At 61.2% G+C, this 11,993-nt stretch carries 11 protein-coding genes; 3 read left to right on the top strand and 8 right to left on the bottom strand.

The features are described 5' to 3' along the window. Positions 1-4: 4 nt before the first annotated feature. A complete protein-coding gene (glgA, locus tag EI969_RS05915) occupies positions 5-1,588 on the bottom strand; it encodes a glycogen synthase GlgA (RefSeq protein ID WP_160386481.1) in 1,584 nt (527 codons plus the stop codon). 558 nt (positions 1,589-2,146) lie between these two features. Here glgA and EI969_RS05910 point away from each other — a divergent pair. Together EI969_RS05910 and nudC are read left to right on the top strand one after the other, a co-directional pair. Further along, a complete protein-coding gene (locus tag EI969_RS05910; RefSeq protein ID WP_160386479.1) occupies positions 2,147-2,959 on the top strand; it encodes a crotonase/enoyl-CoA hydratase family protein in 813 nt (270 codons plus the stop codon). A 6-nt stretch (positions 2,960-2,965) separates the two neighbouring features. After that, entirely contained in the window at positions 2,966-3,796 is an 831-nt protein-coding gene (gene nudC / locus EI969_RS05905; protein WP_160386477.1) for an NAD(+) diphosphatase, read from the top strand. Here nudC and EI969_RS05900 read toward each other — a convergent pair. The 3 genes from EI969_RS05900 to EI969_RS05890 all read right to left on the bottom strand — a co-directional run bounded on the left by EI969_RS05900 (position 3,764) and on the right by EI969_RS05890 (position 5,778). Further along, complete coding sequence (locus EI969_RS05900; RefSeq protein ID WP_104448285.1) at positions 3,764-4,543, bottom strand: TSUP family transporter; 780 nt, start codon at positions 4,541-4,543, stop codon at positions 3,764-3,766. The two genes, nudC and EI969_RS05900, sit on opposite strands and share 33 nt — an antisense overlap. 137 nt (positions 4,544-4,680) lie before the next feature. Next, positions 4,681-5,157 (bottom strand): nuclear transport factor 2 family protein, encoded by a 477-nt coding sequence (locus EI969_RS05895; RefSeq protein ID WP_160386475.1) that lies wholly within the window; start codon positions 5,155-5,157, stop codon positions 4,681-4,683. Between the two features lie 57 nt (positions 5,158-5,214). After that, positions 5,215-5,778, bottom strand: a complete 564-nt coding sequence (locus EI969_RS05890) for a TetR/AcrR family transcriptional regulator (RefSeq protein WP_160386473.1) — start codon at positions 5,776-5,778, stop codon at positions 5,215-5,217. 214 nt (positions 5,779-5,992) lie between these two features. On the opposite strand from EI969_RS05890, the gene pssA reads away from it, so the two are divergent. After that, on the top strand, positions 5,993-7,336 hold the full coding sequence (gene pssA, locus EI969_RS05885; RefSeq protein ID WP_160386471.1) for a CDP-diacylglycerol--serine O-phosphatidyltransferase: 1,344 nt from the start codon (positions 5,993-5,995) through the stop codon (positions 7,334-7,336). A 183-nt stretch (positions 7,337-7,519) separates the two neighbouring features. On the opposite strand, the gene efeO (EI969_RS05880) is transcribed toward pssA, so the two are convergent. The 4 genes from efeO (EI969_RS05880) to efeU are packed head-to-tail and all read right to left on the bottom strand — an operon-like array spanning position 7,520 to position 11,720. Beyond that, positions 7,520-8,344, bottom strand: coding sequence for an iron uptake system protein EfeO (efeO, locus tag EI969_RS05880; protein WP_160386469.1), 825 nt, complete (start codon positions 8,342-8,344; stop codon positions 7,520-7,522). A 27-nt stretch (positions 8,345-8,371) separates the two neighbouring features. After that, positions 8,372-9,655 (bottom strand): iron uptake transporter deferrochelatase/peroxidase subunit, encoded by a 1,284-nt coding sequence (gene efeB, locus EI969_RS05875; RefSeq protein WP_160386467.1) that lies wholly within the window; start codon positions 9,653-9,655, stop codon positions 8,372-8,374. Then, complete coding sequence (efeO, locus tag EI969_RS05870) at positions 9,652-10,872, bottom strand: iron uptake system protein EfeO (protein WP_160386466.1); 1,221 nt, start codon at positions 10,870-10,872, stop codon at positions 9,652-9,654. The genes efeB and efeO (EI969_RS05870) overlap by 4 nt, the downstream gene beginning before the upstream one ends. Before the next feature lie 8 nt (positions 10,873-10,880). Beyond that, positions 10,881-11,720 (bottom strand): iron uptake transporter permease EfeU, encoded by an 840-nt coding sequence (gene efeU, locus EI969_RS05865; RefSeq protein WP_160386464.1) that lies wholly within the window; start codon positions 11,718-11,720, stop codon positions 10,881-10,883. Between the last annotated feature and the right edge of the window lie 273 nt (positions 11,721-11,993).

Below are 11,993 nucleotides of genomic sequence, written 5' to 3'. Positions count from 1 at the left end.
CCTCTTACTGTTTGTGCGATTTCCCCAACGCTTTAGCCACCAGCTGTTCATAAAGCTCGGCGTAGGGTTCGACCGCCTTGCACCAGTTGAACGGCGCAGCCATGGCCCGGCAGCGCATGGCGTGCAGCAGGTCGGGGAAGGCGAACACCTTGAATGCGCGGCTCAGGGCTTCCTGGTAGCTCTGCACCGTGGATTCATCGAACAGGAACCCGGTCACGCCGTTTTCGATGGTGTCGGCCAGGCCGCCGGTGTTGCGCGCCACCGGCAACGAACCGAAACGCTGGGCGTACATCTGGCTCAGGCCGCAGGGCTCGTAGCGCGAAGGCATCAGCAGGAAATCGCTGCCGGCGAACATGCGCCGGGCATCGGTTTCGTTAAAGCCGATGCGTACGCCGATCTGCCCGGGGAAACGCAGGGCCAGTTCGCGCATCGACTGTTCTTCTTCCGGTTCGCCACGGCCGATGATCGCGATCTGGCCGCCGTTTTTGACGATGTACTCAGACACCGCTTCGGTCAGGTCAAGGCCTTTCTGATAGACCAGGCGCGAAACCACGGCGAACAGCGGCCCTTTGGAGTCCTGCAGGCCGAACAGTTCGCGCACGTGGGCGGCGTTTACCGCCTTGCCATCCCAGTCGCCGATCTCGAACGGGCAGAACAGGTGCGGGTCGGTCGCCGCATCCCAGCTTTCATCGATGCCGTTGGGAATCCCGCTGAGCAGGCCTTGCTGGGTCTTGGCGGCGAGAAAACCGTCGAGACCGCAGCCGAAATCCGGGGTGGTGATTTCCTGGGCGTAGGTCGCGCTGACCGTGGTGATGTGGCTCGCATAGGCCATGCCGGCCTTGAGGAACGACATCTTGCCGTAGAACTCCATGCCTTCCTGTTGCAGCGCGTGATGGGGAATGCCCAGTTCGGGGCACGAGCCCAGGCTGGTCACGCCCTGGTAAGCCAGGTTGTGAATGGTGAACAGCGTCGGCGTGCGCTGCCCGCGCCAGTGCATGTAGGCGGGGGCCAGGCCGGCGGGCCAGTCGTGGGCGTGCACCAGGTCCGGGCACCAGTGGATTTGTGCGAGGTTGGCGGCAATATCGGCCGCCGCCAGGCCCAGGCGGGCGAAACGGATGTGGTTGTCCGGCCAGTCGCGGCCGTTGTTGGCGCCGTAGGGTGAACCTTCGCGCTCGTAGAGTTCGGGGCAGATCAACACATAAATGACCAGGCCATCGGGCATGTCCATGCGCCCGATCTTGCACGGTGGCAACGCAGCGTGACCGCCGAGTTCGCCGATGATATGGATCGGATTTTCACTGTGCAGCACCTGCGGGTAACCCGGGATCAGTACCCGCACATCGTGCAGATGAGCCATGGCCCGTGGCAGCGCCGCGGAAACGTCACCCAGGCCGCCGGTCTTCACCAGGTCGGCGATTTCCGAGGTGACGAACAAGACTTTCTTACGGTTCGGATTCTGGTTGGCTGCCGGGGTCAGTGTCCGGGTGCCGGGAACGCTGACGGGTTGGGTATTTGCGGCAGTTACGGCGCTGGATTCGCCGACCTGATGAGCACGCTCTCCCTGTATTTCCAAAGCCGTACCGATCATATGAATCTCCCGTGTTGTTGATCTAATTCTCAGGTCTGGCAAACGGTGTTTCATGGCCAATTGCTATGGCCGGGCGCAATCGCGCTACGCATCAGTGAGCAAGCGCTGCCCAATGCGTCGAAGCAAAAGGGGTGAATGAGCCGTTGCAAAGATTGCACCAGTCGCAACGCACCTTCTTGTCAGAGGACCGATCGTGATTGGAAAAAGTTTCGACTATTTTTCCCTTTTGTGACCGACCGGTTTCGCCTCGAGAAAATGAGTCTAGGCCAGAACTTAGAGCGGTAAAGGGCAGATGGCAAAATTGTTCGACAATCGGTTTATAACGGTACGGACGTGCCTGATAGAGGTGCAAACGCCCCGACGAAGTGCAGTTTTTTATGCATTTTTGCCGCAAAAAGTCACCGGTCAGTCATATAAGTGTGCAAGGGGATCGGGCGCTGACGCACCGTTGTAGTGCGTACGCTGAGTCCCGCATTTGGCTGAACCGCTGCCTTACTGCCCACCTTGATGCCTTGTTATAGTTCGGGCCTCGTTTTTGCCCGCAAAAGGATCACTGGCATGTCTCAATACACTGCGTTCAACGTCGAACTGGTCGATAAAATCGCCCATGTGCAGATCAACCGCCCGGAGAAGATCAACTCGATGAACGCTGCGTTCTGGAGCGAGATCGTCGAGATCTTCCAGTGGATCGACGATACCGATGAAGTGCGCGTGGTGGTCCTCAGCGGGGCCGGCAAGCATTTCTCCTCGGGCATCGACCTGATGATGTTGGCCGGCGTGGCCAATGAACTGGGCAAGGATGTCGGCCGCAATGCGCGCCTGTTGCGGCGCAAGATCCTCACCCTGCAAGCGTCGTTCAATGCCGTCGACAACTGCCGCAAGCCAGTGCTGGCGGCCATTCAGGGTTACTGTCTGGGTGGCGCCATCGACCTGATCGCCGCCTGCGACATGCGTTATGCCGCCGAGGATGCGCAGTTTTCGATCAAGGAAATCGACATCGGCATGGCCGCCGACGTCGGCACGCTGCAACGCTTGCCGTGGATCATCGGGGACGGCATGCTGCGTGAACTGGCTTACACTGGTCGCACCTTCGGCGCCGACGAAGCGCGGGGCATGGGCCTGGTCAATCGCGTCTACAGCGACACCGCCAGTCTCCTCGACGGCGTCATGGGCATTGCCCGGGAAATCGCCGGCAAGTCGCCGATCGCCGTCACCGGCACCAAAGAGATGATCAGCTACATGCGTGACCATCGCATCGATGACGGCCTCGAATACATCGCCACCTGGAACGCCGCCATGCTGCAATCCACCGATCTGCGCGTGGCCATGGCCGCCCATATGAGCAAACAGAAACCCGAATTTCTGGATTGATAAACCATGATTCCTCGCTGGACCACCGCAGTACTGGACACCGATCAACCTGGCGGCTGGGCCGTCGCGCGCAGCCCCGAAGGTTTTCTGTTCGATGACAACGGCGCACTGTTTGCGCGCGAATGGCTCAAGCGCCAGGACCTCTCGATCATCGCCGAGCATGGCATCGGTCATCTCGATGGCGAACCGGTCTATCTGCTGGAGCTGCGCAGTCACAGCGAGGTGCCGGGCTGCAGCTGGAAAGGCCTGCGGGCGTTCATGCTCGAAGGCGATCACACGGTCTACAAGGTGCTCGGGTACGCCGCGCAGATCGGCACCTGGGCCCGCGAGCACCGCTTTTGCGGCAATTGCGGGCAGGCGACGCATCAGGTGGTGCGTGAACGGGCGATGTACTGCGAGCCGTGCGACTTGCGCTATTACCCGCGCATTTCGCCGAGCATGATCGTGCTGGTGACCCGCGGCGACGAGATTCTGCTGGGGCGTTCACCGCGTTTTGTGCCGGGGGTCTACAGCACCCTGGCCGGGTTTGCCGAGCCGGGTGAATCGGCCGAGGACTGCCTGATTCGCGAGGTTCGCGAAGAGGTGAGCATCGAGGTCAGGAACATCCAGTACCTGGGCAGCCAGTGCTGGCCGTTCCCGCACTCGATGATGCTCGGCTTTCATGCCGAGTATGCCGGTGGCGAGATCGTCTGCCAGGAAGACGAGATCGAGGACGCCCAGTGGTTCAACGTGCACGCGCTGCCGCCGTTGCCGGCGTCGCGCTCGATTGCCCGTTACCTGATCGACGTCTACGTGGCGCGGCGTTTAGGCCACGCTGAACCAGTGCTGCCAGGCTAGGCGCACGGTCAGGCCGAGCACCACGGTGATGAACACCGGACGAATGAATTTCGCACCGCCGCTGATGGCGGTGCGGGCGCCGAAGAACGCGCCGACCATCAACGACGAGCCCATGCACAGGCCGATGATCCAGTCCACTTGACCTGAGAAGATGAAGATCGACAGCGCCGCCGCGTTGCTGACGAAGTTCATGCTGCGCGCCACGCCGCTGGCCTTCACCAGGTCGATGGGGTACAGCAGCAGGCTGCTCACGGTCCAGAACGCGCCCGTGCCGGGACCGGCCACGCCGTCATAGAATCCGAGGCTGAAGCCTTGGGTCGACTGCCACTTTTTCTTGATCGGTGCGTCGCTGTCCGTCGGCGCTTTCGGCGTGCCCCCGAACAACAGGTAAACGCCACAGGCGAAGACGATCACCGGGAGCATTTTGTTCAGCCATTCGGCCGGCAGGTAGTGGGCGACCACGGCACCGGTCAACGCGCCGACCAGGGTCCCGACGATGGCGTGCACCCATTGCGCGGGATGGAACAGCTTGCGGCGGTAGAAGGTAAAGCTGGCAATGGCCGAACCGAAGGTCGAACTGAGCTTGTTGGTGCCCAGCACCAGATGCGGCGGCAGGCCGGCCGTCAGCAAGGCCGGGGTGGTCAACAAACCGCCGCCACCGGCGATGGCGTCGATGAAACCGGCAACAAAAGCGACAAGGGCCAGGATGGCCAGGGTGGAGAGGTCAACGCTGAGTTCGAAGGGCATGGGATCGGCTTATTCGGCGGGTGCGGAAGAGGGTGCGGGGAAGGGGCGGTATGTTACCTCTAACCTTTGCATGATGCTTTGTGAACAACACAAAAACCTGTGGGAGCTGGCTTGCCAGCTCCTACAAAAGGACGTGTTTACAGGCCGAGGTCTGACAGCCCCGGATGATCATCCGGCCGGCGCCCCAGCGGCCAATGGTACTTGCGCTCGCTTTCCTTGATCGGCATGTCGTTGATGCAGGCGAAACGGCGGGCCATCAGGCCTTCCTCGTTGAACTCCCAGTTTTCGTTGCCGTATGAGCGAAACCAGTTGCCCGAGTCGTCGTGCCATTCATAGGCATACCGCACGGCGATGCGGTTGTCGGTAAAGGCCCAGAGTTCCTTGATCAGTCGATAATCCAGTTCCCTGGCCCATTTGCGGGTCAGGAAGGCTTTGGCTTCTTCGCGGTTGTGGGCGAACTCGGCGCGATTGCGCCACTGGGTGTCCAGGGTGTAGGCCAGGGACACTCGCTCGGGGTCGCGGGAGTTCCAGCCGTCCTCGGCCAGGCGAATCTTTTCAATGGCCGATTCACGGGTAAAGGGCGGCAATGGCGGACGAACTTCGGCATTAGACATTTCAATGTCTCCGTATCAAGTTAAAGTTCAAACAAAGTGTCGAGCTTGATCAAGTTGCTACAGGTCCAATAACTTTCGTGCCATGCATTGCGCATTATCGGCGGCACTGTGGTCACCCATGACAAGCGCCACGGTAATGGCACCGTCGATCAAGATCAGTAGCTGTCTGGCCAGCACCTGCGGATCCTCGGCACCATATTCGGTACACAGCTCGCACACGTAGTCGAGCAGCTTCTGTTTATGCTCTTTTGCGACCAGGCGCACCGGGTCTTGCGGGTCGCCGGTTTCGCCGCTGGTGTTGATGAACGCGCAGCCGCGAAAGCCTTCGCTGGCGAACCACGACGTGAGCACGGTAAACAGGTTGAGCAATCGCCCGGCCGGGGTCTGGGCCTGGCCGACTGCGCCTCTGTACCAGTGCATCCAGCGTTCGTCGCGGCGTTGCAGGGCGGCCACGACCAGTTCGTCCTTGTTGGCGAAATAGCGGTAGATGCTTTTCCTGGAGACGCCGGCGGTTTTCACCAGAAGATCCATGCCAGTGGCGGCTATGCCACTTTTGTAGATCAACTTTTCGGTGACATCCAGAATGATGTCGCGTGTGTCGTTGCTAGTGATTTCGTTCATGTTGCTAACAGTAGAACGATCGTTCTCCTTGGTCAATGGGTTTTTGTGGTGCCTGATAAATGGCCTTCGCGAGCAGGCTCGCTCCCACAGGGGAAATGCATTTCAATGTGGGAGCGAGCCTGCTCGCGAAGGGGACATTACAGACGGTAACAAGACCCGAACCCTTGCATGGTGTAAGCTCTCGGTTCTTCGGATTCGACCCATTGCGAGCCCTATGCCGTCGCTTTTCAAACGCTCCCTGCTGCCCAAACTGCGCAGTTTTCCGCTGAAGGCCGATGCCGTCGGCATCCTCTCCGGCGCTGCCGAATTCCGTCGTTGCCTGCTGGAGAAAATCGCCAGCGCAACCCGGCGCATCTACATCGTTGCGCTGTACCTGCAACAGGATGAAGCCGGCCAGGAAATTCTCGATGCCCTGCACGCGGCCAAGCTGGCGCGTCCGGAACTGGACGTGGTGGTGGTCGTCGACTGGCTGCGTGCCCAGCGCGGCCTGATCGGTGCCGGCAAGCAACCGGGCAACTCCGCCTGGTATCAGGAAATGACCCGCACCCACGCAAGTGAAGTGCCGATCTACGGCGTCCCGGTACAGACTCGCGAACTGTTCGGCGTGTTGCACCTTAAAGGTTTCGTGATCGATGACTGCGTGATCTACAGCGGCGCGAGCCTGAACAACGTCTATCTGCACAAGATCGACAAGTACCGCTACGACCGCTATCACCTGCTGCACAATCGTGATCTGGCCGATTCGATGCAGCATCTGGTGCAGCACGGTCTGGTGGCCTCCAAAGCGGTGCACCGCCTCGACCTGCCGAACCTGCCGACCACCCGCAGCCTGCGCAATGACATCGGCGACCTGCGCAGCCGCCTCAAGCACGCGGCCTATGACACCACGCAAGGCAGCACGGACAGGACTGGCTTGTCGGTCTGCCCGCTGCTCGGCGTCGGCAAGAACAATCCGCTGAACCGGGTGATTTGCGAGCTGATCGCCAGCGCTCAGAAACAACTGACCATCTGCACGCCGTACTTCAACCTGCCGCTGGCGATCATCCGCGAAATCAACCGCGCGCTGGCCCGTGGGGTGAAGATCGACATTGTGGTCGGCGACAAGACGGCCAACGACTTCTACATTCCGCCGAGCGAACCGTTCAAGGTCATTGCGGCGCTGCCGTACCTGTACGAAATCAGCTTGCGCCGGTTTGCCAAACGGCATCAGCGCAACATCGACAGCGGTCAGTTGAACCTGCACCTGTGGCGTGATGGCGACAACACCTATCACCTCAAGGGCATGTGGATCGATCAGCGTTATACCTTGCTGACCGGCAACAACCTCAACCCGCGGGCATTCCGCCTCGATCTGGAAAACGCCTTGCTGATCGATGATCCCCATGGCGAACTGCTGGAGCCGCGGGGCAAGGAGCTGGCGGAGATCTTCCAGCACACCCGGCGAATCGAGCACTTCCAGAACCTGGAAACCCTCGCCGAATACCCGGCGGGCGTGGCCAAGTTCCTCAAGCGTGTGAGTCGCGTGCGGATCGAACGGTTGCTTTACCGCATCCTCTGAACCCGCTGGACTTCCGATCTGCTGTTGCTCCTCTGTAGGAGCGAGCCTGCTCGCGATGGGCGCAAACGATAACGCGGGAAACCTGATTCACCTCGGCGTCCTCAGGTTTTTCGCGAGCAGGCTCGCTCCTACAGGTATGCGCGCCAGTCCCCGGATAAACGCCGCTTACGGTCGCTGTAAAACTCAGTTCAGACCGAGCTTCCCGCGCAATGTCGACAAGTCTTCAGCCAAAGTATTGACCGGCCCAACCAGAGCCTTGCGGTCTGCGTCCTTCACCTTGTCATAGGTCTCGAAACCGCCGTCACTGGTCTTGTACCTGGCCAGGATCTTGTCCACGGTCGCGAAGTTCTTGTCGACCTTGGCCACGAACGCGGCATCCTGTTTCTCGATCTGCGGACGGAACAGGTCGACGATTTTCTTCGCCCCGTCGATGTTGCCCTGGAAGTCATAGAGGTCGGTGTGGCTGTAGCGGTCTTCTTCACCGGAGACCTTGGTCGCCGCGACTTCTTCGAGCAAGGCTGCGGCGCCACCCACGACTTTCTCGGGCGGGAAGGTCAGGCCGGCGACGCGGGTTTGCAGGTCTTTCACGTCTTTGTTCAGGCCGTCAGCCAGCTCGCCAAGGTCCTTGGTGGTCTTTTCCGAGAACAGCGAATATTCGAGGCGGTGGAAACCGGTGAAGTCCTCGGCTTTCACGCCTTTTTCGTGATCGTCGACGCGCGAGTCGATGGACGCATCCAGGTCACTGAACAGCTCGGCAATTGGTTCGATCGACTCGTAGTAGACGCGAGTCGGTGCGTAGAGTTTTTGCGCGGTGGCCAGGTCGCCCTTTTTCACGGCGTCGGTGAATTGCTCGGTATGGCTGGCCAGCTCATCCAGTTGCTCGGTGACGTAAATCTTGTAGTCCGAAACCGGCCCCACCAGGTCCAGCGGCGCTGTCGCCGCGAAGGCCGACAGCGAAGTGTTGAGCAAGCCAAGGGTCAGCATTAACGCGAGGGGTGACTTCTTCATGGGACGGTTCCGTGAGGGTTGCGTTGGTTAGGCGGTTGTTTTTGGTTGTGTGGCATCGAGCAGCGAGCGACCGATGAAATCCTGGTCGCTGGTCACCCCGGGCAGCGTGAAGAAGTAACCGCCGCCGACCGGCTTGAGGTACTCCTCCAGCGGTTCGCCGTTGAGTCGGGTTTGCACGGCGATGAAGCCTTTCTCCAGGTCGGCCTGGTAGCAGATGAACAGCAGGCCCATGTCGAGCTGGCCGTTCTTGTTCACTCCGTTGGAGTAGTTGAACGGCCGGCGCAGGATCAAATTGGCCTGGGTTGCGGCGGTGCGCGGGTTGGCCAGGCGAATGTGCGCGTCGAGCCGGGTCAGCTTGCCTTGCGGGTCCTTGCCGTAGTCCGGCACTTCGCTTTCGTGGGCGCCGCCCAAGGGCGCACCGGTGCTTTTGACCCGGCCGAGAATGCTTTCCTGCTCCTGCAGCGGCGTGCGGTCCCAGCGCTCGACGAAGTTGCGGATGATCCGCACGGCCTGATAGCTGCCATTGGCGGCCCACGCCGGTTCATCGCTGCCGGTCTGCACCCAGACGATGCTGTCCATGGTCTTGGCGTCGTTGGAATCGGGGTTGGCCGAACCGTCGCGAAAACCCAGGAAATTACGCGCGCTCTGTGCCGGCACGCCGGGTTTTGCCGGGGCCTGGGGCGGTACGCTGCCTTCCTGTTTCCAGCGCACCAGCAGCAGGTCCGGCAGGTTTTTCACGATGTCGCGCAAGGCGTGGATGTTGGTGTCGGTGGTGTTGGCGCAGAACTGGATGCTCAAGTCGCCATGGCAGCAATCGGCTTCCAGCGCGTCGTTGGGGAAGCCGACCATGCGTATCAGGCGCTTGGGCCGGGCGTCGGCCAGGCCGAAACGCTCGTCGAACAACGATTCGCCCACCGACACGGTGATGGTCAGGTTATCCGGAGTGACGACCGGGCCGAGAATGCCCGAGTCCACGGGTGGCAACTTCGGGTCGACCTGGGTCACCGGGCCGCCCTTCATGAGGAATGCAATGCGCTGGTTCAGGGTGCGAAACAGCCGCTCGAGGTCTTCACGGTCGCTGGCCAGCACATCGAACGACACCAGCATCCCGGCCGCCGGGCGCGGGGTGACGATGCCGGCCTGGTGCAAACCGTGGAACGGGTGACGGTCACCGGTTTTGTCGCTGCTCGGTGCCTCGGTGACTTGCGCGGGACTGGCGGCCATGGCCGGGCAGCTGAGCGCTACACCTGCGGCGCCCATGCCCATCAGGACGCGGCGACGCTGGAGGTTGAATTGCTCTGGATCATTCATCGGTTGACGTCTTCTGCTGACAGGCCGGACAGGCCAAGGGCGGGATCGATTTCATCGAGGGCGGTGGCCAGTGCCTTGGCCTTGTCGGCGATCTGATTGCGTTGTTCGGCGCTGACACTGTCGTAACTGGCGTACCCGTCGCCGACCTTGAACGCATTGAGTTCGGCGTCGAAGGCGTAGAGGGCAGTGTCGATTTTCCCCAGCAGCCCGGCCGCGGACTTGCTCAGCAACGGTCGCAACAGGTCGACGACCTTGCGGGTGGCGTCGAGGTTGGCGGCGAAGCCGTTCAGGTCGCTGTGGCTGTAGCGTTCCTCTTCGCCGCTGCCGGCGCGCACATCGGCGATGCCGTTGAGGTTGCGCACCATGATGCTCACCAGTTGCTCCGGCGGCAGTGACTGGGCCAGCAACTGTTGCTTGAGGGTGCGCACGTCCGTCAGCAGGCGCTGGGCAACCGGCGCCATGCCGGAGAGGTCGCGTTGCTCAAACAATGCGTATTCGATGCGATGGAAACCCGTGAACCCTGGGTCCTGCTCGCGCTTTTCGAAATAGTCGGCGCGGGCATTGATCGCGTTGTCCAGTTGCGCCAGGCGTTGAGCGGCGGGCGCCACTCGTTGGTACGCCGTGCGCGCCGGCACATACAGGGCCTGCGCCTGACTCAGGTCACCGGACTCGATGGCTTGCTGCAGGGCGGTGACGGCCTTGATCAGCGCGCTGCCCTGGCTGTTGAGGTACACGCGGAACTCCGACAGCGGCCCGACAAACGCCACCATCGACGGCCTGGCCTTGGCCGCCGCATCGGACGCGGCTGTCGGCGTGACATGCAAGGTGCCACGCGGGTTGCTCAGCAGGCCGCACGTGATGCTGTAGTCACCGGGCGCCAGGTTGGCGTTGATCACCTGGCTCAGGCCGGGCGCAATATTTTCCCGTTCTTCGATCACCAGCACGCCGTCGAGGATTTCCCATTCCACGGCTCGGTCGGAGCGGTTGACGATGCGAAAGCTCGCGTGACCGGCCGGGACGGTGAGGGCATTGGGTTCGCAACTGTGCGGGTGGATGGTCACCAGCACTTCATCGTGGTTGGCGAGGCGCTTGGCCGCGGCCATTGTCGACGCGTAATAGAACAGGCCACCGGCCGCGATCATCACGATCACCGAGCCGGCCAGCGCCCAGCGCAACGCGCGGGGCGGGGAAGCCTGGAGGGGGGCTTGATTTGACATGGGCGCCCTTACTGGCTGGAAACGGAAGAGGATTGGCTGGCGGGTGCGACGGCCGGGGCGAAGAACATCACCAGCGCCACCAGCAGATAGATCAGATACGCACCCAGGGTGCTGACGGTCGGGGCATCCTGGTAACCGAACATGCCGGCCAGCACCGAACCCAGCGGCCCGTCCATCGGCAGCGTTGCGCTGAAGTCGAAAAGTACCGTTTGCAGGTGGTTCCAGAGCCCGGCTTCATGCAGCGCCTGCACCGAGTTGGCGAGAATGCCGGCCGCCACCACGAGGATGAACAGCCCGGTCCAGCGGAAAAACGCCGAGAGATTCAGGCGCATGCTGCCGCTATAAATCAGCCAGCCGATGATGATGGCCAGGACCAGGCCGAGCAGGGCGCCAACCGGTGCTGCCGGGCCTTGGCTCTGCTGGAATACCGCAAGCAGGAAGAACACCGTTTCCAGGCCTTCGCGGGCCACGGCGAAAAACACCATGGCGATCAAGGCAATCACCTGGTGTGCAGAACCGGTCAACGCGTGGTCGAGGGACTCGTGCAACGAATGCTTGATCGAACGCGCCACCTTGCGCATCCAGAACACCATCGAGCTGAGAATGCCGACGGAGACCAAGCCGACGATGCCTTCAAACAGCTCCTGTTGCTTTTGCGGAAACTCCGCACTGACCAGTTCCAGCCCGGCGCCCACCAGCAGCGCAAGCGTGACGGCAAGAAACACCCCGATCCACATCGCCGGCAGCCATTGGCCGCGACCGGTCTGCTTGAGGTAACTGGCGATGATGCCAACGATCAACGCAGCCTCGACACCTTCGCGCAGCATGATCAAAAAAGGAACAAGCATTCAGCGCCGTCTCGAATTTAGATAGGGAGCTAATTTGTAACATAATGACACTCATTCCCATATGCCATTGATTGCCAATTACCTGAACCTGAGCTGAACGATCCTGAAAATCACGCGTTGGCTTTGGCTTTGCTTTGGCTTTGCTTTGGCTTTTGATCTTCTTGCCCCATCGAGAGGCCGAGTGGAGGTTCTGCGCAGTGGGCAACCCGGCATGGATGCCGGGTTAGCCGCCCCCGGCCATGGATGGCCGATGGCGGCGGGCCCACGGAGCAG

This window comes from Pseudomonas sp. PB101, assembly GCF_009764265.1.
GTDB lineage: Bacteria > Pseudomonadota > Gammaproteobacteria > Pseudomonadales > Pseudomonadaceae > Aquipseudomonas.
Note: the sequence above shows the minus strand (reverse complement) of the source record. Positions and strands in the feature narration are given on the sequence as shown.